The sequence below is a fragment of the Desulfoscipio sp. XC116 genome (genome assembly GCF_039851975.1).
Lineage (GTDB): Bacteria > Bacillota > Desulfotomaculia > Desulfotomaculales > Desulfallaceae > Sporotomaculum.
Genome location: NZ_CP156660.1, coordinates 1,345,634 through 1,368,905, shown reverse-complemented (window position 1 = coordinate 1,368,905; position 23,272 = coordinate 1,345,634). Strand labels below are relative to the sequence as shown.

The 23,272-nt window shown below is 43.3% G+C and carries 27 protein-coding genes, 1 tRNA gene and 1 other annotated feature; of the genes, 6 read left to right on the top strand and 22 right to left on the bottom strand.

All coding sequences use genetic code 11. From position 1 onward, the window contains the following. Positions 1 to 39: 39 nt before the first annotated feature. The 10 genes from ABDB91_RS06485 to ABDB91_RS06440 all read right to left on the bottom strand — a co-directional run bounded on the left by ABDB91_RS06485 (position 40) and on the right by ABDB91_RS06440 (position 8,288). Positions 40 to 843 carry an RNA methyltransferase gene (locus tag ABDB91_RS06485; protein WP_347490783.1) on the bottom strand — a complete coding sequence of 268 codons (804 nt, stop codon included), beginning with the start codon at positions 841 to 843 and terminating at the stop codon, positions 40 to 42. A gap of 111 nt (positions 844 to 954) precedes the next feature. Further along, positions 955 to 1,314 (bottom strand): 50S ribosomal protein L20, encoded by a 360-nt coding sequence (gene rplT, locus ABDB91_RS06480; protein WP_347490782.1) that lies wholly within the window; start codon positions 1,312 to 1,314, stop codon positions 955 to 957. A 42-nt stretch (positions 1,315 to 1,356) separates the two neighbouring features. Further along, the gene (gene rpmI / locus ABDB91_RS06475) at positions 1,357 to 1,548 is read right to left on the bottom strand and encodes a 50S ribosomal protein L35 (RefSeq protein WP_006522391.1); all 192 of its coding nucleotides are present in this window, start codon (positions 1,546 to 1,548) and stop codon (positions 1,357 to 1,359) included. Positions 1,549 to 1,578: 30 nt separating this feature from the next. Beyond that, positions 1,579 to 2,106 (bottom strand): translation initiation factor IF-3, encoded by a 528-nt coding sequence (infC, locus tag ABDB91_RS06470; protein WP_347490781.1) that lies wholly within the window; start codon positions 2,104 to 2,106, stop codon positions 1,579 to 1,581. A 284-nt stretch (positions 2,107 to 2,390) separates the two neighbouring features. After that, positions 2,391 to 4,301: a threonine--tRNA ligase gene (gene thrS / locus ABDB91_RS06465; RefSeq protein ID WP_347490780.1), complete on the bottom strand. Its 1,911-nt coding sequence runs from the start codon at positions 4,299 to 4,301 to the stop codon at positions 2,391 to 2,393. Positions 4,302 to 4,394: 93 nt separating this feature from the next. Beyond that, positions 4,395 to 4,628: a binding site (T-box leader), on the bottom strand. 113 nt (positions 4,629 to 4,741) lie between these two features. After that, on the bottom strand, positions 4,742 to 5,599 hold the full coding sequence (gene ytxC / locus ABDB91_RS06460; RefSeq protein WP_347490779.1) for a putative sporulation protein YtxC: 858 nt from the start codon (positions 5,597 to 5,599) through the stop codon (positions 4,742 to 4,744). Between the two features lie 307 nt (positions 5,600 to 5,906). Next, entirely contained in the window at positions 5,907 to 6,662 is a 756-nt protein-coding gene (locus tag ABDB91_RS06455; protein WP_347490778.1) for a LysR substrate-binding domain-containing protein, read from the bottom strand. A gap of 391 nt (positions 6,663 to 7,053) precedes the next feature. After that, a complete protein-coding gene (locus ABDB91_RS06450; RefSeq protein WP_347490777.1) occupies positions 7,054 to 7,344 on the bottom strand; it encodes a hypothetical protein in 291 nt (96 codons plus the stop codon). Between the two features lie 428 nt (positions 7,345 to 7,772). Next, positions 7,773 to 8,126, bottom strand: coding sequence for a hypothetical protein (locus ABDB91_RS06445; protein ID WP_347490776.1), 354 nt, complete (start codon positions 8,124 to 8,126; stop codon positions 7,773 to 7,775). 24 nt (positions 8,127 to 8,150) lie between these two features. Beyond that, complete coding sequence (locus ABDB91_RS06440; protein WP_347490775.1) at positions 8,151 to 8,288, bottom strand: hypothetical protein; 138 nt, start codon at positions 8,286 to 8,288, stop codon at positions 8,151 to 8,153. Positions 8,289 to 8,429: 141 nt separating this feature from the next. Here ABDB91_RS06440 and ABDB91_RS06435 point away from each other — a divergent pair, with 141 nt between their 5' ends. Further along, positions 8,430 to 8,861: an Hsp20 family protein gene (locus ABDB91_RS06435; RefSeq protein ID WP_347490774.1), complete on the top strand. Its 432-nt coding sequence runs from the start codon at positions 8,430 to 8,432 to the stop codon at positions 8,859 to 8,861. A 293-nt stretch (positions 8,862 to 9,154) separates the two neighbouring features. Here ABDB91_RS06435 and ABDB91_RS06430 read toward each other — a convergent pair whose 3' ends face one another. Then, positions 9,155 to 9,286, bottom strand: coding sequence for a hypothetical protein (locus ABDB91_RS06430; RefSeq protein ID WP_347490773.1), 132 nt, complete (start codon positions 9,284 to 9,286; stop codon positions 9,155 to 9,157). 202 nt (positions 9,287 to 9,488) lie between these two features. Here ABDB91_RS06430 and ABDB91_RS06425 point away from each other — a divergent pair, with 202 nt between their 5' ends. After that, a complete protein-coding gene (locus tag ABDB91_RS06425) occupies positions 9,489 to 9,632 on the top strand; it encodes a hypothetical protein (RefSeq protein WP_347490772.1) in 144 nt (47 codons plus the stop codon). Positions 9,633 to 9,946: 314 nt separating this feature from the next. Here ABDB91_RS06425 and ABDB91_RS06420 read toward each other — a convergent pair whose 3' ends face one another. The 3 genes from ABDB91_RS06420 to ABDB91_RS06410 form a co-directional block, all read right to left on the bottom strand. Continuing rightward, positions 9,947 to 10,450 (bottom strand): hypothetical protein, encoded by a 504-nt coding sequence (locus tag ABDB91_RS06420; RefSeq protein ID WP_347490771.1) that lies wholly within the window; start codon positions 10,448 to 10,450, stop codon positions 9,947 to 9,949. A gap of 52 nt (positions 10,451 to 10,502) precedes the next feature. Next, positions 10,503 to 10,931, bottom strand: a complete 429-nt coding sequence (locus ABDB91_RS06415) for a MarR family transcriptional regulator (RefSeq protein WP_347490770.1) — start codon at positions 10,929 to 10,931, stop codon at positions 10,503 to 10,505. Positions 10,932 to 11,124: 193 nt separating this feature from the next. Further along, on the bottom strand, positions 11,125 to 12,621 hold the full coding sequence (locus tag ABDB91_RS06410; protein ID WP_347490769.1) for an ATP-binding protein: 1,497 nt from the start codon (positions 12,619 to 12,621) through the stop codon (positions 11,125 to 11,127). Between the two features lie 241 nt (positions 12,622 to 12,862). Here ABDB91_RS06410 and ABDB91_RS06405 point away from each other — a divergent pair, with 241 nt between their 5' ends. Then, positions 12,863 to 13,135, top strand: a complete 273-nt coding sequence (locus ABDB91_RS06405) for a hypothetical protein (protein WP_347490768.1) — start codon at positions 12,863 to 12,865, stop codon at positions 13,133 to 13,135. Between the two features lie 103 nt (positions 13,136 to 13,238). Here the strand turns inward: ABDB91_RS06405 and ABDB91_RS06400 are convergent, their stop codons facing one another. From ABDB91_RS06400 to ABDB91_RS06390, 3 genes are all read right to left on the bottom strand, one after another. Then, positions 13,239 to 13,427, bottom strand: coding sequence for a hypothetical protein (locus ABDB91_RS06400; RefSeq protein ID WP_347490767.1), 189 nt, complete (start codon positions 13,425 to 13,427; stop codon positions 13,239 to 13,241). Between the two features lie 152 nt (positions 13,428 to 13,579). Further along, positions 13,580 to 13,780, bottom strand: a complete 201-nt coding sequence (locus tag ABDB91_RS06395) for a hypothetical protein (protein ID WP_347490766.1) — start codon at positions 13,778 to 13,780, stop codon at positions 13,580 to 13,582. Between the two features lie 66 nt (positions 13,781 to 13,846). Beyond that, the gene (locus ABDB91_RS06390) at positions 13,847 to 14,128 is read right to left on the bottom strand and encodes a hypothetical protein (protein WP_347490765.1); all 282 of its coding nucleotides are present in this window, start codon (positions 14,126 to 14,128) and stop codon (positions 13,847 to 13,849) included. A gap of 92 nt (positions 14,129 to 14,220) precedes the next feature. Here ABDB91_RS06390 and ABDB91_RS06385 point away from each other — a divergent pair, with 92 nt between their 5' ends. Further along, positions 14,221 to 14,688 carry a YqhR family membrane protein gene (locus tag ABDB91_RS06385; protein WP_347490764.1) on the top strand — a complete coding sequence of 156 codons (468 nt, stop codon included), beginning with the start codon at positions 14,221 to 14,223 and terminating at the stop codon, positions 14,686 to 14,688. Positions 14,689 to 14,997: 309 nt separating this feature from the next. Then, positions 14,998 to 16,257, top strand: a complete 1,260-nt coding sequence (locus ABDB91_RS06380) for a diguanylate cyclase (RefSeq protein WP_347490763.1) — start codon at positions 14,998 to 15,000, stop codon at positions 16,255 to 16,257. Between the two features lie 323 nt (positions 16,258 to 16,580). Here ABDB91_RS06380 and ABDB91_RS06375 read toward each other — a convergent pair. From ABDB91_RS06375 to ABDB91_RS06365, 3 genes are all read right to left on the bottom strand, one after another. Next, positions 16,581 to 16,655 (bottom strand) — tRNA-Val (locus ABDB91_RS06375). A gap of 103 nt (positions 16,656 to 16,758) precedes the next feature. Next, positions 16,759 to 17,769 carry an aldo/keto reductase gene (locus ABDB91_RS06370; protein WP_347490762.1) on the bottom strand — a complete coding sequence of 337 codons (1,011 nt, stop codon included), beginning with the start codon at positions 17,767 to 17,769 and terminating at the stop codon, positions 16,759 to 16,761. Between the two features lie 306 nt (positions 17,770 to 18,075). Further along, positions 18,076 to 19,236, bottom strand: coding sequence for a D-alanyl-D-alanine carboxypeptidase family protein (locus tag ABDB91_RS06365; protein ID WP_347490761.1), 1,161 nt, complete (start codon positions 19,234 to 19,236; stop codon positions 18,076 to 18,078). Positions 19,237 to 19,352: 116 nt separating this feature from the next. On the opposite strand from ABDB91_RS06365, the gene ABDB91_RS06360 reads away from it, so the two are divergent. Next, the gene (locus ABDB91_RS06360) at positions 19,353 to 20,105 is read left to right on the top strand and encodes a polysaccharide deacetylase family protein (RefSeq protein WP_347490760.1); all 753 of its coding nucleotides are present in this window, start codon (positions 19,353 to 19,355) and stop codon (positions 20,103 to 20,105) included. Positions 20,106 to 20,227: 122 nt separating this feature from the next. Here ABDB91_RS06360 and ABDB91_RS06355 read toward each other — a convergent pair whose 3' ends face one another. Next, complete coding sequence (locus tag ABDB91_RS06355; protein WP_347490759.1) at positions 20,228 to 21,607, bottom strand: hypothetical protein; 1,380 nt, start codon at positions 21,605 to 21,607, stop codon at positions 20,228 to 20,230. Positions 21,608 to 21,690: 83 nt separating this feature from the next. Further along, positions 21,691 to 23,148: a S41 family peptidase gene (locus ABDB91_RS06350; RefSeq protein ID WP_347490758.1), complete on the bottom strand. Its 1,458-nt coding sequence runs from the start codon at positions 23,146 to 23,148 to the stop codon at positions 21,691 to 21,693. Positions 23,149 to 23,272: the final 124 nt, after the last annotated feature.

Below are 23,272 nucleotides of genomic sequence, written 5' to 3'. Positions count from 1 at the left end.
CGATTATACCATATGGCCGTTTTTAAAACAAGTAAGGTTTTAACCAGTTCTCTGACGCAATGCTTCGTAAAGCATTATTCCGGCCGCCACCCCGGCATTGAGCGATTCGGCCCGGCCCGGCATGGGTATGCGCACCCGCTCCCGGGCCGCCCGGCACACCGCATCGGATACACCGTCGGCCTCGCTGCCCACAGCCAGTACTACCCGACCGGTCAAATCGCACTGGTGAATAAGCTTACAGGCACCGGGTTCACCAACCACCAGCCGCCAACCGGCCGCACGCAGTTGAGACAGCAGCGCGTCCCGCTCCAAAACAGGTATCACAGGCACATGAAATATCGATCCCATAGTAGAACGCAGAGTTTTGGGGTTATATGGTTCGACAGAGCCCTTTATAATAAGCACACCATCCGCCCCGGCTGCATCCGCACTGCGAATGACAGTGCCCAAATTGCCCGGGTCCCGGATACCATCCACCAGCAGCAGCAAATCCCGGCCCCGGGCGGCCCACCCCCACGGATCTATATCCGGCACCTCGGGCACCCGGGCCACCGCCAGCACCCCCTGGGGCGATTCCGTATCCGCCAGTTCCCGGAACAATGCATCATCCACGGCCAGCAGAGGCACGCCGCGCCGGGCCAACATATCCAGAAGGTAACCGGCCCGCGCCTGTCCGGCCGCACAACCCGTATGCAGAACTATTTCCAAAGGCCAGTCTACCTGCAGCGCTTCCTCCAGAAAACGTATACCTTCAATGATAAATTTTCCTTCCCGTTCCCTGAACTTGCGCCGGGCAAGGCGGTGCACATATTTTATGCGCGGGTTGTGCCTGCTCTGTAGCATTTTAACATTCTCCCGATTAGTTACCTGCCTCGCACTACTGGCTAGTCCAGGCACTATAAAAGTAAATAAGCATGGTTCTAATCTGCCATGCTTATCATCTCTACTGAATTATTAGGACTGCGCCCGGCTCTTGGCCATTTCCACCAGCTGGCCGAAGGCCTTGCTGTCGTTCACCGCCAAATCAGCCAGTACTTTACGGTTGATATCCACACCGGCATTTTTCAGCCCATTGATAAAACGGTTATAGGACATACCGTTATCGCGCGCGGCGGCGTTAATACGGGTAATCCAAAGTCTTCTAAAATCCCGTTTTCTCGCTTTGCGGTCCCGGTAGGCGTACATCAGGGATTTCATTACCTGCTGGTTGGCTACCCGAAATAATTTGCTTTTGGAACCTCTATAGCCCTTGGCCAGTTTTAATATCTTCTTATGTCTTTTGCGTGAAACCACACTACTCTTCGCCCGTGGCATGGTAATTCCTCCTTTTTTGCGGACTAAAAACTCTTACTAAGATTAAGGGAGAAGGCGCTGTAGTTTAGCAGCATCAGATTTATGGACAATCGTTGCCTTGCGCAAGTTGCGCTTACGTTTGGCCGACTTCTTCCCTAAAATATGACTGTGAAATGCGTGCGAGCCCTTAAATTTGCCTGTTCCCGTCTTTTTAAAACGTTTGGCGGCACCACGGTGCGTTTTGATTTTGGGCATCGATACCTTCACTCCTTCCTGTATATGGCACTACTCTTGCTGTTGCTTGGGCGCCAAAATCATAATCATATTTTTGCCCTCAAGCTTGGGCTGCCTTTCTACGTTGGCCAGATCAGTAACTTGTTCAGCCATCCGTACCAATAGTTTTTTCCCCAGGTCGGGGTGCACAATCTGCCGGCCGCGAAACATTATAGTTACCTTGACCTTATCGCCGTCTTTTAAAAATCGAACGGCGTTTTTAGCCTTTACCTCAAAGTCATGATCCTCAATATTCGGTCTCAGCTTAACTTCCTTTACATTGATGATGCGCTGGTTTTTCCTGGCTTCCTTCTCCCGCTTGCTTTGCTCATATCTAAATTTGCCGTAATCCATAATGCGGCAAACCGGTGGCTTGGCCTGGGGCGCTATCTCAACCAGATCCAACTGTTTCTCCTCAGCCAGCTTAAATGCCTCACGAGTAGGCAACACACCCAGCTGCTTGCCATCAACATCCACCACTCGAACTTCTCTGACCCGGATACCTTCATTTATCCGATGATCCCTGGAAATAAATTTCACCTCCCCATCAAATAAAAAAGCAGGTGTCAAGCACCCGCTAATAAATACCAGTAAATATAACCATCTATGGTAGTATTATAACCCTAAGACAATCCACTGGACGCCATTCAGGGTGAGAAGCGAGCAGCCTCTTCTTAATACAGGAATATACAATTTATAGCCTATTATAGCACGGGTCACCGACGCCGTCAACTATCTCCAACAACCGACCGGGAATTACACCGACCGCTCAAGACAGCACTGCGGGAAATTTATACTCTTGACCGATTACACGGTATTCCCGATTATTTATTTTCTTTATTGTTAATCTCCTGCGTCAAATCTTCGATAAACTGTTTCAATTGCACCGCACCTAAATCCCCCCGGCTGCGGTGGCGTACCGCCACTGCCCCCGCTTCGGCTTCCCGGTCGCCTACCACCAGCATATAAGGTATCTTCTGCGCCTGGGCCTCCCTTATTTTATAGTTCACCTTTTCATTGCGGGAATCCAGTCCCACCCGAATATCCCTCTGAGCCAACTTTTCAACTATTTTATGAGCGTATTCCATATGCCGGTCGGTGATGGGCAGCACCTTTACCTGCACCGGAGCCAGCCAAGCCGGAAAAGCACCGGCAAAATGCTCGGTGAGGATACCAATGAACCGCTCGATGCTGCCGAATACCACCCGATGAACCATCACCGGGCGATGCTTCTGACCGTCTTCCCCCACATAGGTCAGGTCAAATAGCTCGGGCATCTGGAAATCCAATTGAATAGTGCCGCACTGCCAGGTACGGCCCAAGCAATCCTCCAGATGAAAATCAATTTTGGGGCCGTAAAAAGCGCCATCCCCTTCATTAATCTTGTAAGGCAGCCCCCGCACCTCCAGAGCCTCTTGCAAAGTGCCGGTGGCCAGCTCCCACATTTCATCGGAGCCTATCGCCTTCTCGGGCTTGGTGGACAATTCAACATGATACTTGAATCCAAACACCTGGTAAAAATCGCTTACCATATCAATAACGCCAACAATTTCATCTCTTACCTGCCCGGGCAGCATAAAGATATGCGCGTCATCCTGGGTAAAACAGCGCACCCGCATCAACCCATGCAGCACCCCGGAAAGCTCGTGCCGGTGCACCAGGCCCAGTTCGGCCATGCGTATGGGCAATTCGCGGTAACTGTGCATCCGGCTCCTGTAAATCAACATACTGCCCGGGCAGTTCATGGGCTTGATAGCATAGTCGGCCTCATCAATACGGGTAAAGTACATATTTTCCCGGTAATGGTCCCAGTGGCCGCTTTGCTCCCAAAGCGCGCGGTTTAGTATCACCGGTGTGCGTATTTCGTCATAGCCATGTTTTTTATGCTCTTCATGCCAGAAGTTTTCCAGTTCATTGCGCAAAATCATGCCCTTGGGATGAAAAAAGGGAAACCCGGGGCCTTCATCCTGAATGCTGAATAGGTCCAGTTCCGCCCCCAGCTTGCGGTGATCCCGGCGTTTAGCTTCTTCCAACCGGTGCAGGTGTTCCTCCAACAGTGATTTTTTGGGGAACGCCGTGCCGTAAATACGCTGCAGCATTTTGTTGCGCTCATCGCCACGCCAGTATGCCCCGGCTACACTCAGCAATTTAAGTGCCTTAAGCCGCCCGGTGGAAGGCACGTGCGGCCCGGCACATAAATCATCGAACTCACCCTGCCGGTAACATGAAATAACCGCATCTTCAGGTAAATCGTTAATTAGTTCTACTTTATACCGCTCGCCCCGTTCATTAAATTTACGGAGGGCCTCTTGACGGGACAGCTCCACCCGGCTGAACGGCAGATCTTCCTTAATAATCTTGGTTACTTCCGCTTCAATTTTAGCCAGCTGTTCCGGAGTAAAGCTTTGAGCAGTATCAAAATCGTAATAAAAACCGTTGGCAATAGCCGGCCCAATAGCCAACTTAGTGCCGGGTAAAAGCCTTTGTACAGCCTGGGCCAATACGTGCGAGGCACTGTGTCTAAAAACGTGCTTACCCTCGTCGCTGTCGAAAGTCAAAAATTCAACGCTACTATCCCCGTTAATTTTTTCGCTCAGGTCGGTTAGTTCACCGTTTACCCTGGCCACCAGCGCCTCCTTGGCCAGCCTGGGGCTGATATCAAAAGCCATTTCCAAAAGAGATGTGTCAGGTTCGTAACGGCGTACCGAGCCGTCTTTTAATGCCACGTTAATCATTTAGATACCCCTTTCTTAACCAGGCCGGCCATATTAGGCAGCCAAATAATAATTATTAAAAACAAAAGAATTAATAACGCCCCCGGCACAAGTGCCAGGGGCGAGATTTTGTTATCCCACGGTTCCACCCTGATTAAAAAGCCTCAATTTTTTTATGGGGCTTTACTTAAAAGCTCATAACGGTGCCGACCGGCTGTATATACTACGATTTCCATGCAGCTGTTTAGAGGTGGTTTTCAGCTTCCCGCGTACAAAGGTGCTTCCAGCCACTGACACCTTCTCTCTGGGAACCGGTCGAAGTTTACTTTTCCTCATCGTTACATTTATAGTTATGTTATTTATCACATATAATATCTTAAAATATTATATGTGACCACATTTTAATTGTCAACGACATACCGAACAAAAGTATTACAGCACCAAGCGGCGAAATAGTAAAATCATTGCTGCCGGCATAGCGGACAACCCCGGCACTGGGAAACGCGGCCGATAAAAACTTTGCTGATGGTTTCCAAAGTATGTGTCGGAAAATCGCCATTTCCCAAATGAACTGTAATATTTCTGGGAGATATAGTGATCAATGCACTAATCAGTAAATCCTCGTAATTAATTTCATTGTCGGCCAAATCTACCATAAAATCTTTTAAATAGTCACTATTAATAAACTTGCCCGCCTCATCGTACAATTGAAATACTCCGTCAGGACGCAAAACCACATTTACCAGGTCAGCACGAGGTTCTTGAATCTCTATAAAATACCTTAAAAGCTGGATAAATTCATTATATTCGCGCTCACTTAAAAAATCATCCACGGCTTGATCCGCCACGTCATACAAATCGCTAACATATTCTTTGAGCCGAAAACGAACAAAACCGTCAATTATTAAATCGCTGTTAAAGTTCAGATATTCAGTCAGCCGGCGCAGTATCCATACTTTGTTCTTCTCCGTGTTGTTTTCATTAAGATTTAACTTCTTCTGGGCATAATCATAAATAGTACCCTTCTCATCATCGTCGAAATAATAATAATTGGTTCTTATAATGTCTTTAAGCAGCTTATCCTTCCATTTACCTATAATTAAATCGGTAATTACACCCGCTACTTGATGTTTGAAAACCGGCTCCACATGCTCGCTGCCGGAAATACTGCAAGCTAAAAAAGTCAGGCTGCCGACCGGGCTTTCTTCCATGCGGACATTCAAACCTTTGTTTTTAAGCGCCTTAAGTTCCTGGTCCAGGGTGTCTTTAAGCAATTCTTTATGGTGCTCGGTACCAATGGAAAGGCACTGTGACATCATGAGCTCAATCCCCCTTATCTATAACATTATATGTACGCCTGTAAAATGATATACGACAACTCGATTGTGCTACCAGTATGATCAAAAAATAAGGCGATAATGTGAGGTAAATTATTAGCGCTCATCATAAGGCTGGCGATTTAAGATAAATATCTCCGACAGATATCCTGAAAAAGGATATCTTTTGTCTCTGTCCGGGCTTGACAGTGCTAACTATCTGATATTACTTATAATTCTCAGCATACGGCACTATACGTTTACTTAAACAAAAAAGCGCCTAACAGACGCTTGATGGTAATAAACCAGCTTAAATCAATTTTGTTAAAACCGCTGCAAGATCCCTTTGCAATATCAATTTAACAAACTCGGCAGTAGCTCGGGACTGAAATTTTTCCTTGTGCTGCAGTAAATAAAAGCCGCGGGTTATCGGATCACAACACCTAATTGGCTTTATAGAGCCAAGTTTTAACTCTTTGCGTAAAGTCCATTTGGACAACATAGTAACGCCCAAATTGGCTTCCACTGCTTCTTTAATTGCCTGGGTACTGCCCAAAGTAATAATATGCTCCGGATGATAATTAAGTCTCTGCAAAGCCTTTTCCACCGCCAACCTGGTACCGGACCCCTCTTCTCTGGATAGAAACGGTATACTTTTGAACTTTATGGATATCTCTTCCGGATCAATAGAGATGGTATCAGCCAGCGGGTGGTTTTTAGATACGATTAAAATAAGCTCATCATCCAAAAATTTAGTAACTTTCAACTGCGGGTCTTCCACCAAACCTTCTACCAGGCCTATATCAATACTTGAATCCCGGGCGTGTTCATGTACAAATTCGGTATTACCTATGGTAACAGTAAACTTTACTTCAGGATACCTTCGGGTAAAGGCCGCCAAGAGCCGCGGCAAGACATATTCCCCTACGGTAAAACTCGCCCCAATAGTCAGCTTGCCCGTAACCAATTCAACCAAATCAGACACCGCCCGCTCGGCTACCCTGTGCAGTTCTAAAATTTCGGTGGCATAGCCATAAAGTGTGGCACCCGCTTGAGTTAACTCCACTTTTTTACTGGAGCGTTCAAATAACTTGGCTCCGTAATAATCCTCCAGGTTATGGATATTTTGGCTAATTGCCGGCTGAGAAATATTTAGAGTTTCCGCTGCACGGGAAAAGTTTTTTTTTCCGCCACGGTAACAAAAATCAGCAATTGATGGTCTAACATTTCCTACCTCCCGAGATTTTGGTAAAATGGATTTTATGCATTAATTACCTTACTTGAGACTTGTCTATACTTAATTACATAATAAATCCAATACAGCTGCCAACATGATTGTTTTATAGATAAAACAATCCCCGTGCTAATCCGGGGAACACCTGATGAACTGTTATATATTATATTACCAAAGACTATCGCCTGCAATAATACAATAGTACTATTCTTACACATAAAAGTTACTTAACCTTGTTCGGCGTGCCCACCTTCCTTTTCAACAACGCTTTTTTTATTCTTACCGCAGCCAAAGCACTACATAGGCCAATTATTGTATATAAAATAGTTAGTATCAGAAAACCTATGTTGCCGATAACCGGAAACGAGCAAACTAAAAAGCATATGCCGGCAACCAGGCGTGTATTTTCCAATCGCCAATTAGCAATACCACACAAAAGTATAGTTAAAACAGGTATTTCTATAAAACCGATTACAAAAGGGTCAATAATTATATCGTAAACTATATCGTACAAATTAGTTTCTCCCCTTGATTTTTTACCTATACCTTGCCTAATAATTAACTTTACCCTGTAAGGTTAGTTTAGTCAATTTTAAATTTAAAGCAAGGATAAATTAATTACACCCTGCTTTAAAATAAGTCTTTATTCTTTTTCTGATTCTGCTGGTGTTCGGGATGGGGTTCGGAATAAGCAAAGGATGTTAAAACCAATTCAAGATACGCCCCGGCTGAGGCGATAATCACCAGTACTACCGAGCATCAGATTATTACCTTCAAATATATCCCCGTGATATCTCTCCCATAAATGTAGCGGCATAAACATAAGAATTGGCATTAACTACTATTTATCTTTTTTTGTACAATATAAGCGCCTTTTTTGTTGCTATATAAAGCTTATAAAAATTATTAATCGTTTTGCATGCTTTGCCTGTAAAAAACAAATTATGCAAAACGATCCACAATAGCCCCCACGACCTCATCAAAGGTCTTGCAACCGACAGCATCCAGCATTTTATCTATTTCAGTTTTGCGTTTTAATGACCCGGTTAAAAGTATTTGGACTTGCCGTGAATTGTCTATTAGTATTGAATTAACATTTAAAACTCCGCCCAAAATTCCGGCCAATACCAGTATAGCTGATGGAGTTAACGATATTGGGCAGACACTGCCATCCTGAGCATCACCATCACCACTTTCTCCACTGTTACCACATATCATGCTTGTGCTGCCGCCGGTATCCCCCAAACTATTCATTATCTTTTCCATCAGGGCATCCAACTGGTTTTGCGATAGCACGGGTTTTCCCCCTTGCGGCCAACTTTAACCGATGATAATCGGTTCTTGCGTAGTTGTTTCCTTTGCAAGACCGGTACTGAATAATATTGTAAGAGCAGTAAAAATAATTAACAGAAGGTCGTGTTGAGCTTCTTCCAGCTTATCAGACTGTTGGTCTGACATATTATCACACCTTTCGTGGTTTTTTTATAGTATTAAATTTGCCGGAAAATGTGATTTTAATAGTACTTTTTCCCCTCCTTTCCTCACCATCAAGTGCGCTAAACCATATTATTCTAATAATGAATAATAGGGGGCCTCAAAATGCTTGACTCAAATAAATTTCTCACCCAACTAATGAATGCCTTAAACCAGAGCAATGCGAACACCCCAAACAGCAGTAATGCCGCTGCCGTGATGCAGGTAAAAAATAAGAGCCTCAGTTCTATAACAAGGGAAGTCCAGGACGAAGTCATTATCACTCTTGAGGTACCTGGCATACAAGATAGAGCAGACATCAATTTTGCCATTACGGTGACCAAAGCCAATATCAGGGGGGTCAGACAAATCGTAAAAGATGCAGCACAGCAGGGCAGTGGATTGGCTCAGGAGAGGTTTGAAAAAACGTTCGTGCTGCCCTGCCCGGTACGCCCTGAAACAGCAAGCGCATCTTATAGCAAAGGGCTTTTAACTCTAAAATTAAAAAAACTAAATGAAAAAACTTTTAGCAATGTTCTAGTTAACTTCTACAGCTAGTTTTGTACATCAATGGTGTTGGGTCGTTTTTAAACCGGCTGCAGCAATATATCAACGTCCCGGCAAAGAGTATTTGATTAGATTTTGTAAATTACAAGCCCCATGTGGCTGAATTTCGGGTCGGCATTTATTAAAGCTTTACTGGATTATGAGCAACGGGAGCGCCAATTCGAAGGCTTAGCGTTACATATTACGGTATCAAAGCGCAAACCAGGATTGAATGAAATAGGGAGCCCGGTAAGCGGCTCCCTATTATACGCAGCGATCAATTATGTGTGTTGCTTTCTACCCGCTTACTTTTCTGCAGAATAAACGCCACCAAAGCCTATGAAGCCCATGCCAAATACCAGCAGGATCAAGATTAGAAACAGGATAAAGCTACCGTCAAAGTTTGTGTACCCCGGAACTGAAACTCCGCCAGCCATATTTTTAGCCTCCTTTTTTATTATTGATTAACGCAAATTGCGTTAATGCCAGAAATATAGGTGATGAGTTTTTCCATCTCATAATATTCAACAACGTTACAATATGTTAACTAAAAAAAGTTAATTATCCTACGATAGCATTTTATGTAACACATTTTATTTCCGGCCATATATTAGTAATAAAATATAAGGAGGGGTATACATGGGATTCGGTTATCCACCGCCAAAAGGAAAACCTGTCAAAGGTCAACCTCCCAAGGGGAAACCATCCGGCAAATCTCCCAAGGGCAAGCCGGTCAAAGGTGGGTTTAAAAGGATAGTAAGCGAAGACCTCAATGAAAAATAAAAGGAATGCTTTAATCCGGGCTATGTTTTACCCGGTTTTTTTTCTGCCACATTGCACCAACCCCAATGCTACTCCGCATAAAATGATACAAGTTTAACGTTTATCGTCTATAAAAGCTTGTTAAATGACATGAAATATAGTTTTGTGCCTGGGAAAATTTAGAACGGACAACCTCCCTGGAGCATAAAAACCATTCTAAGTTCAGAGCATCGATTCTTTTAATTGGCTTTGCACGCAACAGCAAAACCCGATATTCCTGCGCTAAGAATATCGGGTTCTCCAAAGTTTTACAAAGATGAAGTTAGGATAATGATTTATTTCTCTTTCTTCACCCTCCAAGGTTTAAATACAGAGATAAAAACAAGAACAATGAGTAAAAATGCCTGAGCACTGCCAAAATAACTGCTCATTTCTCTGAAATATAAATAAGTTTGGTTTTGAAGGGACAAAGCACGTTCCATATCTGTAATGGCCGCTGCCCCGTTTGTCCATTTACCCAGAAAAAAGGTTCCGAATAGAATTTGACCAACAGTCATAACCAATTTTACTATTATCCATTTGTGCTTAAAAAATCCCCAGTTAGTTAACCAGCAAATCAACAAACCTGTAATAAGAGAACCCAATGCGGCCGGGATAATAATATAGTCATCAACAAGCTTAATAGAAGCATTAACAGCATATAGTTCATCTCCGTTAGGCACGTGTCCCTTCACAAGTCCGAGAAGCACAATGGAAAGAGCGGCGCCAACCCAGGCACAACAAAACAAGATATGAAAACTTTTTAACCATGCCCTACCCTTTAAGCTTAGATTTTTCACTAATACCAGACACCCCCTAAAAATATTGTTTTACATTGTTTTATTAAAATATTTAAGCTTCTAAGTTTTTATAAATCTGGTTAAGAGTATCTTTAACTAGATTTATCTTACTTTGGTCAATATCTTTTGTGGCTTTATCTAAAGCTTCAGCTGCCAAGGGTATTAAAATATTTTTTAATGCCCGGCCTTTAGTTGTAAGAAAAATTAAGAAAGATCTATGGTCCCCTGGATTAACTTGTCTCGAAATAGATCCTTTAGTTTCCAATTTTGAAAGTATTCGTACTGTCGTAGGCTGATCCTTGTGAGTCAGCCCGGCTAATTCTTTAGGGGAAATACCATCTCGTATCCATAAACAATTTAAAACTGCCCACTGCTCCGGAGTTATATCATAATCTTTAAATTTGTGTAGTAAAATGTTTTTCATCCTTATATTAGTTCGATTTAGAATGAAACCAAGACTATCATCCAGGCTAATTTTCACTTTTGAATCTCCTCAAACATATTATTGTCAGGACAATTATACAATCAAAGTAATCTAACTTCAACCCCATTTTACAGGTTTATTACCTAATTTTATGTAACCCTCGTTTAATCATCACTTTCTTTGCCAAGCCACCGGTCTAGATTGAGCTTCATTGGCCGGTGCCGCACAAGTTTAAGCAATCCTTTCAATATTAGCAATTGGGGCTGACCGGTAAAACCACCGAAAAGGTAGTTCCTTCTTCCGGTGAACTGTTCACTTTAATTTTTCCCCGGTGATCGGCAATAATCCGGTTGGAAATAGCCAATCCCAGACCCGTACCCTTATCTTTGGTACTGAAAAAGGGGTCAAATATTTTATCCAGCAAGTTCTCCTGAATACCCGTCCCGTTATCAATAAAATCAATAGTTACCAGGGATTGGTCATCCGATACCGCCGTCCTGATGGTTACAACACCTTTTTCACCCACTGCCTGAAAAGCGTTATTGATGATGTTTAAAAATACCTGACTAAGCTGGTTCTTATCCCCCGCAACAAGCGGCAGGGAAGGGGACCGTACTTGTCTAATTTCTATATTCAGACGCAAAGCCTCTTGTTCCATCAAAAGCATAACTTCGTTTAATAAATTTTGGATATCCAGTGGTTGGACTTGCGTTTGTTTGGGCTTGGACAAGTTTAAAAAATCGGTAATAATTTGATTAACCCGGTCGATTTCTGACAACATCAAATTTACGTATTCATCAAATTCGCTGATTCCCATTTGCTGATGCTTTTGATGAATTACCTGCACAAATCCCCGTACGGCAGTCAGCGGATTCCTGATTTCGTGGGCCATGCCGGCTGCCATCTCACCAATTGCGGACAGCTTTTCACTTCTAGCCAATTGAGCTTCGAATTCTTTAATCCGGGTGATATTTTTGAAAAATATCATTGTTCCATCTGATTCATCCGCGTCGTTTTTTAACAGATAGGTGTCGCAGATGTAGTAGTGCTTATTGTTGTTTATGTAAAAAACCAGCTCACGATCCCGGATTTCCCTTTGCTCGGTTAAATCGTTTACCATTTGCTCATGATTCTGGATAAATTGCCTAATGAATTCACAAAAGGGCTGATCAACTACCTGCCGCTTAGTAATACTGAAACATTTTTCAGCGTATTTGTTTACCATAGTAATCTTAAAGCTATTATCCACCGCAATAACACCGGTGTTGATGGTGTTTAAAATAATTTCGGACTGTTTTAACAGCTTGTTATAGCTAACCTCACTGGTAACATCGTAAACCTGACAGACAGCCCCCAATCGGACCTTATTACCGCTAAAAATAGGATAAATATGTACATTAATTGGTATACTGGTGTTTTCGTCAATAATCAGATTGTCCCGATAATTCATAATGGGGATACCAAAATCCAGAATTTTAGAGATTTCTTCATCCCTAAAGTCAAGTTCATTGAGACATACATCGCTTTTTAATGCTAAATTATCAGCGCAGCAAAGTTCGTTAAAAGCCTTATTGGTGGTTATTACCTGGCCTTGCGGGTCCAACACAAGAATAGGTTGGGTACTGCGATATAATATGTCACTGGAAATTTTTTTTATAAGACCATTGCTGCCGGGGTCTAAAATGTGGCTTACTATCATGGTTAAAGGAAATGATTGCAGGTCCAGCGCGGGATGCAACTGCGTCATGTCATACCCACCCCTTCATAAGTATACATGTTAACAATTGGACATTTTTTTGCTATATCCTGCTATAATTAGTCTAAATTCAGCAATCATGTCAGGGGGGTAGGCAGATTAAACAAAATTTCTTTTTTTGCCATTGGGTTTTATTAATGATAAGTTAAATATTTTATCTAAAAAATTATCAAGGATAAGCTTTCTTTTTGACGAAATATGATAATAAATGGTGGAAAGGTGGTACAAAAGGATGGCACTTAATAAACAGGCTGAAATAGCCCGACGAATGACTGGCAGTAAACTGAGCAATCAAGAATTATTCACCATGGTAGGAAGTATAAGTGAGGAAGCAAAAGAAAAAATTTGCCCCGAAATAGATAAAATGATAAAAGACATTAGTTTACCATTAGACAAAGCTTATCCTGCGGTTATGGTTGGATTTTATAAAATGTCCGTACATTATAATATTGATTCAGCAGTCTTGTTCTGGATCTATATGGAATGGTTAAAACACAACAAGTGATAGGAAAAATAGGTGACGAAAATGAAGGTGTTTTCTATAAAACCAATATCTATTGACTGCCCGATGGCACTGGCCAAATTACATTAATGGAACCGGCAGCTCGTCATACTTCACCATCGCGCACTTTTTTTAAAACAGCTTTCAGGTGCATCTCAGCGGCCGATATTTCGTAGATAGCTATGTCTACCATATCCGGGGTGCCGGCATTGTTAAATTGATTTTGGGCGATTAGCAAATTAGTAAGCGCTTCTGTCAATAAAGGGTTATCAAAATTATATCCTTTATAATACACCAATATCCCTCCGGGTTGTCATGCTACTTTTTGAACCTTTGTGGCCGATGCTTGCGGATTAGTATACGCAAATCGCAGGACTTATAACCAGAGCAGCTAGCGTATAATTAAAGCAAGCCGCACCTCTGAAAGTGTGGCTTACTTTAGCTTAATCAACCCGGATCTGCCTCATCGTAAGAAAGAATTGTTACACGGGTGTAATCGCCTTTGGCTTTCTCCTTATTGCCGGCATCTTTTTTAAGAAAATCATCGTCTCCGACTGCTACTGACGGTCCTTCGTGATCCTTTATGCCCGTGACATCTTCCGTCCGTTCATTTATCCTGTACATAATACCACCTTTTATAGTTTTCATTAATATGCACCATTACCTGACCTTTTATAATGCGAATGTCCAACCGATCATTAAATTTTACCGGCTTTACCGGATAGCATCTTTAATTGTCATCATTATCAACACCACCTGATAGCCGGCCCAATAAGAACTGATTACTTTACCGGTCCGAGTTTTTTCCATGGCTTTTATAATCACAGTCAATTGCACGCAATCTTCGCTTTCCCGGACAGTCGTTATATCAACGATTTCCACCTGCAGCGTATTGACACGCCCCGCATCTCCCCGATTATTATAAGAAAAACCCGACCCCAGCATGTGGCCGAATTCTGTCAAACATCCAAACGAACCACTAGTTTTGATTTCCATTGATAATAGCTTTTAATGCCGGACCATAAATTGAATTACTTTAAATCCATATGGGCAAAGTATATAAAATACTTGCCTGGAGGTTGGTAAGCTTGGTAATTAAAGATACGACTACAAGAGGTTTTATCGCCGGCGTAATTGGTGGTGTACTAATGAATATAGTAAGCTACATATCCTATTACCTTGGTATTGCAAATTTGCGGTTTTTAGATTGGCCTAGCATTATTATTACGGGCCACAATCCAACCAATGTTTTATCAGTTTTGTTTTTCCTCATCGTACAACTAATATTTGTAGGCTTTTTAGGGTTTGTGTTTGCCTTGCTTATTTCCAGAGTGCTAACAGATACAAATCATATTTTTAAAGGAGTTCTTTTTGGCGCAATATCCTGGTTTGCTATATATGGAATAACATATGTAGCAGATGTGCCTAAGCTTACACCGCTAACCTTGGGTACGGCAGTTACTGACTTTTTAGGTGCTATAGTTTTTGGGATCACATTATCTGAAGCACTAAATCGATTAGACACCGGAAAAGAATTAATTCAAAATGTTCCGTAGAGCATTTGCACAATTCAGTAAATTATTCTGATAATAATCTGGTATCTTTATAAAAAGCTGTTGCATTACGAACTGTTTAGCTCATTGTGCAACAGCTCCTTATTCTATATAAATAATCACCTGCGTTGCGAAGACAGCATATTTATAGTCAGACAAGCTCACCCCATTATCTTTGCCGACAGATAAACAGCACTAATCAATCATAATATCCAGCGTGTTTTAGCCATAAAATAAAGGGTAGTTAATAGATTTGTCTAATAGGTGTAATAATATTTTCATTACTACTTTTATTTAAGAGGCTAAGTATACATGTTTACAAATAGAATAAAAATGTTGCTTAAAAATAAACGCAATCTATGGTTTGCTGAAATATCTGAGATTGATAAGCCAACTATTGACAATACTTTACTTTTTATAAACATATGTCGTTTGAGAGTTATTGCATGGCTTATAATAACATTTATGCTAGTTCTTGTATTTACTCAACTATTTTATATAAATAAAATAGATTTAAGCCTTTCGTATATTAGCAAGCTTAATCTAACGCGCATTCTCGATATTGGCCCCAATATTATAACTCTGAGATTAATAATAATTGGATTGGCAATTATCTTTCTAAAAATATCCAACCGCTTAACTTCTCCTGATGCAATTTTACAGAAGCATTACTATTATGAGTTATCCTACCTGATTATTAATCTTATTGGTTTTGCAGTTTTATCCGGGCTTATACAGTCTGTAGGACCAGGTATAGCATCATCTTACATAATGGCAGTATTAATTGCTGCTTCATTCCTTTATTTAAGTTGGCTCGAAGCTATTATAGTTTTCGGATTGGCCTGGATAGTTATGAGTATAATGGTCTGGACTTACCAACCAGACTGGATTATAGCTTCATCCGCCTTTGTTAATGGAAGTATTAATACTATCTTAGCTTTTATAATTTCGCAGATTATGTATATCAACAGTGTAAAGAACCTCCTAAATTATCGATTAATTGAAAGGCAAAAGAAAGAGCTGGCAATATCGAATAATAAGTTAAAACAACTGTCTTTTTTTGACCCTTTGACAAACATACCCAACAGGCGTTACTTTAACGATTTTTTAAATAGAGAATGGAAACGGGCCTATAGGGAGAAGGAATCTTTATGTTTACTTATGGTTGATATTGACCAATTCAAACTTTACAACGATACATTTGGCCATCAGGCTGGAGACGATATTTTAGTTAAAGTAGCCCAGGAATTGAACGGCGTCATTAAACGACCGGGTGATCTGATTGCCCGTTATGGTGGGGAAGAATTTATAATCGTTTTACCAAAAACCAATTTAAGCGATGGTTGCTTAATCGCGAAGCGCATGATTAAGGCTGTCGAGTTGTTAGATATTAAACATCCATCAGTTCCAGCCGGTCGGTTAAGCATAAGTATTGGCATAGCTTGGGCAACGCCATCCAATAGTAAAGAACTGCCTAAGAATCTTATAGAATTAGCAGATAAAGCCTTATATAGTGCGAAAAGTCACGGCGGTAATTGCTATATTTTGGGCAACGAAACAAATCCAATGTAGAATGCGAGATGCAAAACAGCCGGTGATTTAGTATTTTATCAGCCTACCGCTAAGGAAAAGGCGGGAAAAGGACGGAAATAAAACAATCATTGCCCTTTCACTTCCATACACTGTGACGACCTTTATGAGACGTTGTTCCTATAAAACAATAGACCAATAGATGACCGTCAATAGGAACTTGGTCCTATTTTATTCACAGGTTTATCCACAGTTTATCGATTTCTGTTGATAACATTAAAATATATCAGTAGTGCTCCCGCACCAATCGGGCACCAAAACGAAGTTCCGGCACCACTTAGTGATGCCGGAACCGTTGATTTTACTGGTGGGTGCAGTAGGAATTGAACCTACGACCCCTTCCGCGTCAAGGAAGTGCTCTCCCCCTGAGCTATGCACCCGCATATTAGACTGTTCCATTCGCTGCAACACTTATTATGCCGCATTGCAGGCCAAATGTCAAGGGGAGTAAACGGGTATTTAATTACGTACTGGATGGAGGTGCTATTTTCCCAGCCTTATTGCCGATTCGGCAAGCATACGGCGTATAGGCAGGTTATAGGGGCATTTTTCTTCGCATTCACCGCATTCGGCACAGGAATCTGCTTTGGTGGGCAACGCCCGGTAGCGTTCCTTGGCCCAGTCTTTTAAGTCATATCTGGTATAGTATCCGTCCAGCAAAAATACCGTCGGTATATCAATACCTTGGGGGCAGGGCTGGCAATATTCACAGCGTCTGCAGAAAACGGCCCCCAATGTTCCGGACTCCTCATCCAGAACTTTTTTTTCAGCGGCGGATAAGGGAAGCAGTTCCTGGCCTGCCATAGCGTTTTCATCTACCTGAACCGGCGAATCCATACCGGGTATGACAGTAGATACGTTATGTTCCAGGATAAAACGCAGGGCTAGATTCGTGTTTCTGATAGCGCCCCCGGCCAGCGGTTTCATAATAATAATGCCGGCCCGCGCTTGCTCGGCCTGATCAAACAATTCCTGTGCCCCACCGGCTTCCACCGCATTAAAGGGGAACTGAACTGTTTCCAACTCACCTGACTTCAAAGCTTCCACCAAGTAATCTCTGATATGCCCGGTAATGCCGATATGCTTTATTACCCCCGCCTTTTTAGCTTCCTTTAGGGCAGCCAAAGCGCCGTCCGGTTTAAACACCTGTTCAAGAGCGGCCCGGTCTTTAACGTTATGCAACTGATAAAGATCAATATAATCCACACCCAGTGTATCCAGGCTCTTTTTAATATCCGCAGCCATACCGTCTTTAGTCCGGGCCATTGATTTGGTGGCGATGATTACTTTTGATCTGCAGTTTTTAAAGACCTCACCCAGTTTAGCCTCACTGTCGGTATATCCACGAGCAGTGTCAAAAAAGTTAATACCTTTATCCAGGGCCCGGTGCACAATAGCGGTGGCTTCCTTTTGGGATACCCGTTGAATGGGGATTCCCCCAAATCCAATAACCGATACATTAAGTCCCGTACGTCCCAGTTGTCTGTAATGCATTTGAATTTCCCCCCAGTTATGTATTATATAAAAACATGACACACCTTGCTATTTTGGTGTTTGATGAATAAGCGAAAAAGCGGGAATCAAAACCTTTGCCCATACGCTAACGCGGCACCGGCGGAAGGATGAAAACAATACATGCTAATTACTTTGCAATATATAGTGTATATAGTCCGGCTTTATTTGTCCAGTACCGTAGTCATGGCGCATTAAGGAAGGCAACAAATGACGGTTGCCACGCAATAAAAAACTGCCCCCGGTTTCTAAAGGAGCAGTTTGCACCCGCGTTAAAGCAAAGTTTTATTACTTGGAAAACCAGTACATCAAACGGGCGAATAAAGATGCCGGGGGCACTTCCCGGGCCGCCACCAGGGGTACCTTAATCAGCCGGTAACCGTTTATGGAAAATACGGCGTGACCGAGCCGCTGTCCCTCACGCACCGGTGCGGCAGCGGGCCCGTCAGACAACGATATATCCAGCTTAATGTTTTGCTGTTGGTCCCTGGCTATGTCAACTCGCACCGGATCCGCCACAGTTAAGGGCACCACTTCATTAACACCGCCTGCAACCTGTATCTCAGCCATTTCTTTACCGGCCGGAAAAATAGTTACCGAGCGCACTTCGGCAAAACCGTATTCCAACAATTTACTCGCTTCCCGATACCGGTCGCCGGCATGCAGCACCACCGCTATGAACCTTTTGTCCCCCCTGGTGGCCGAAGCTATCAGGCAATTACCGGCCCGGGCCGTACTACCGGTTTTTACCCCGTCTACCCCCTCCACTTCGTCTCCACGCAGCAACCGGTTGGTGTTATTTACTTCCCTTTCCTTTTCCGGCTTAACCCAACTGACTACGGCTTCTTTGGTGGCAACCAGTTCATTAATATAAGGTTTTTGCAGCGCGTAACGGGTAATCAGCCCCAGGTCATAAGCTGTGGTATAGTGCTGCGGATCATAGTAGCCATTTGTGTTGGCAAACCTGGTATCCGCGGCACCCAGCAAAACCGCCTTTCTATTCATCTGGTAGATAAAACTGTCGTGGTTGCCCCCGATATGTTCGGCTATGGCTACCGTGGCATCATTTGCCGAAGTAACCAGTGCCGCTTTTAGTAAATTATCCAAAGTTATGCGGTCTCCCTTGGCTAAACCTATAGTAGAGCCCACGGATACCGAGGCAGCCCGCTCGCTAACTTCAACCACATCGCTTAGTTTGCCATATTCCACAGCTAAAACAGCGGTCATTAGCTTGGTCAAACTTGCGGGGGATCGCCTATTACCGGCATCCTTAGCGTAATAAACCTGGCCGGTTTCAGCATCCATTAAAATAGCGGCCCGGGCATTAATATTAGGGCTGTCAGCCCTGGCGGGTCCAGCAGCTGCGGCTGTACAGTTTAAAAGAGCAATTAAAAAAACGACCGGCAGACAAATTTTCAATTGGATTTTCATCACCGGCAATCTTGTCACACCAAGCACCACCTTTGGCATTATTTTCATTAGTGAATACAAAAAAATTTAACATAACGGCCTTTCTCTGGAAATACGATATAAATAACTTGAATTGTACAAAAGAGGTGAAGGATATGCGTATTTACCTGCTCAACCTAAAAAGGATTAAACGCAATATTCTGCTGGGTGCACTTTTACTTTTCACGGCAGGCCTGTTTATGGTCATGCTGCAGCAAAATAACATAGCCGCTAATGTAAAACCCCAACCTTACGAAATCTATAAGGTACAGACCGATAAACCGGTTGTGGCGCTTACCTTTGATATCAGCTGGGGCACGAAGGTCCCGGGACCGGTGCTGGATATATTAAAAGAAAAGGATGTCAAATCAACCTTTTTTCTAAGTGGTCCCTGGGTAACGAAATACCCGGAAATTCCTAAAAGAATTGCCGCCGAAAGCCACGAAATCGCCAGCCACGGCAATGAACATGTTAACTACAGCGAACATGACCCCCAGTGGATTAAAAATGACATTATGACCGCTCATAAGTCCATTAAAGCAGTAACCGGTACCGAACCCAATCTTATCCGTACTCCCAACGGCGATTGGAACGATATGGTACGCCAAACCATTGATGATTTAGGCTATAAGTCCATTAAATGGAGCACTGATTCACTGGATTGGCAAAAGGATAAATCAGTGGATCAAATCACCGGCCGGGTACTGGAAAAGGCTCACCCCGGTGCCATTATATTGATGCACGCCAGCGATACCTGTGACCGCACCCCGGCCGCACTGCCCGCAGTGATCGACGGGCTGCGCGAAAAGGGCTACAGCCTGGTAACTGTAAGTGAGCTGCTTAAACTCGGGCCCGGCGTCGTCGACTAAGCCGCCGTCAACGGATTAAAACTTATTATGAAACAATCGGCAACAAAAAATGCGAAGGGAACAGTTTAATGTTCTCCTCCGCATTTTTTCGATTAATCCTAGCCGATTTATACAGCCAGCTACTATTCCCCATCTTCATTTATCCGCAAAGTACGGCATATATTCCTGTAGTTGTTGGAGATTGTAGAGGCGGATATATTATACTGACGGGCCAGGGTATTTTGATTTACCAACTTGTTACCGGTACGCCTGACTACGGCATAAATCACCGCTGCCGCCCAGGTTTCCGGTTTTTTGAAAGTCGGCGAAACCAACCGGCTGTAATCCTGCCACAGTTTTTCCGCGTTATTTACCTGCTTGGGCAGGTAGCCCATTCCCGTCAAACCATCTCTAATTAATTTGGTAACCCTGGCATAGCCGTGCTCAGATTCTGAAGTAACGCCCAAGTCTTCCCTGCCTTTTCCCGCTTCAAATAAGTCTTCTCTAACCGGGAGGTTCAACTTCTGAAAGACTTTGGATAAATCATAAAACGGCTCGCCTTTTTGAGCTCTTTTCTTCTCTATTTTCAGCAGTTCCCGCAACAATGTATTAAGCTTCTTACGCCCGGCCTCGTTGCGAGAAGCCTCCAAAGGTGTTTGCCCCTGCAAAATATCCATTGGCTCATTAATCCAGCGTTCGTAAAAATAATCTAAAAACAAACTGGTTACCCGCTGAGCTACGTGAGGTGAAAAATTACCGGCCTGTTGTTCCTTGCCACCTAGCTCATTATCGTAATGTTCCTCAAGGCCCCAAACAATCGACGCGGTTTCCATAACCAACGCATTAATAACATGAGCCCTGCGCTGCAAATAGATATCCCACTTACCGCGCTCACCCTTTTGGCTCCAGTATAATTCGGCATCAAGCTTTACCCTGCTAATAATATAATCCTTGCTGTAGGCCGGTAAAATGAGTCCACCGGTGGAAAACTCATATTCATCACCCACCGGCAATACCCTAATAAATAATATCTGTCCCGGTGCCAGTTCCTCTACTACTTCATGATCACATACCGTCACTTCACCGCCGTAAAGCAAATTTTTTAAAACCACAGCCTGTTCATTCTTAATTTTGGTCACCTGATATACCGAGCTCCTGGTTCTTTCCCATTTTTCAAGAAGTTTTGTTTCCTCACCGGTAAATTTTCCGGCTATATTAACATACTCCATTAAAGTCCGGCCGCGAATCCTGTAATCAAATATAAACCATTCAAAAAAACGTTCCATTAAAAACTCGTCTTCTTCATCCGCCAAATCCGGCTCCATAACGCTAAAGTATAGTTCCCTTGCCTTACCAACCTCATCTATGAGCATTTCATGATCGGCAAACTCGGCCAGCTTTGTACGGAGATGCTGCCCTGCACGCCACCAGCGGTATTTATTTATATCAATCACATTATCCTTTTGTCCATAGCCCGCACCAGTTCTTTTACCATTACCGCTCAGGCACTGTTTATCATGCATCCAAGCACCTCCCCCCAAAAAAATCATTAAATATCATAATTTAAATAGTCCTTATATAGTCTACCCACTAATACCATAACCAGTTACTGCATTGATCTGGTTAAAGTGATTTTACTTTCTTCCTTACTAATATCAATATTCAATTGCCTCAAAATATTCTCAGACAGATAGCTAACTCCATCCTGCACAATAATGTCAGACTGACCACCGGTCCCGCCCTTGGGCAGGTTAGCACGCCATACTTCCTTTTGACCCGCAAAAACTTTAATCACACCGTCCTGCCAAAATACTTGGTAGAACATGGCTTCCAATACCGGGCGCAGCGGGAGCATATACGCGCCGTCTTTTATCCTGGCTTTTATATTTATCTCCAGTACCCGGTCGTTTAATGTCGTCCTGCCTGTGGCTAGATCAAAGGTAAGCCGGGGCATATGCTCCGGATGCAATGTTTGCCAGGCCACTTCCTTCTGCAACTCCCATGTAAAAACATAGTGATCCGGAGTTAAGCCTACCGAGTCAATATCCTGTCCCGCCGGGGTCAGATATTTGAACACCGTCATTTTAAGAGCACCTCCGGAGCTCAGCGGTATAATAGTCTGCACAACACCTTTGCCAAAGGTTGCAGTGCCCACCAAAGAAGCTATTTTATAATCCTGCAACGCGCCGGCCAGTAATTCAGAAGCGCTGGCACTAAGTTCATTGACTATAACCACAACGGGCAGACTATCAGCAACAGGCTTATCCCAGGTGCGTACCTCCTCCCGGTTGCCCTGCCGGTCCACCGTACTGACCGCCAGGGTATCCTTAGCAACAAAATCACCGATTATATCCACCGCTTCCTGAGCATAGCCACCGCCATTATTACGCAGATCGATTATCAGGCTGGTCATACCGGCGGCTTTCAGGTCGCGAACAGCTTTGTTAAATTCCCTGCCGGTATCGGAACCAAAGAAAGTTAAATTAATATAACCGGTTTGACCGGCCAGCATCTCCTGGTGTACGGAAGGCAGATGAATATCAGCCCGCTTAAGGTCAACATCCAAGGAATCATCCTCACCACGCTGAATGGTTAGAACCACCACTGAACCGCTGGGACCTTTTATCTTTTCAACCACATCAGCCAAAGTCCAGCCAACAGTACTTTTCCCATCCACGGCCACAATAATATCCCCGGCCATGATACCGCTCTTGGCGGCAGGGGTACCTGGTATAACACTATACACGCATGGATATTGCTCACCAGCCAGTATCTCTATACCAATACCTTCAAGATAGCCATTTAACGAATCAATGTAATCCTTTAATGTGTCAGCGCTGAAATAATCGGCATAAGGATCTTCCAGACTGTCCAGCAAGCCTTGAATTGCCCCGTTCGTCAAAGTGTCGGCATCAGGATTGTTCAGGTGGTACTCATGCATCAAATCCATTAATTCCAGCACCAAAGCAGCGTCACTCTCCAAATCATCGGCAGCCTGAGCCGGCTTAAACCAACCGAAGACAACCAGTAACACGCATACCAAAATCAAAATCCGCCTATTCATTTATGACCCACCTCTCCAAAGACAACCCTGACATACTTTGTCATCCGACAAATCATATCTGCTTTACATCTACTTCGCTTGGTGAACTAAAAAATCCTGCCATAAAAAATTAGTTTCTAGAACC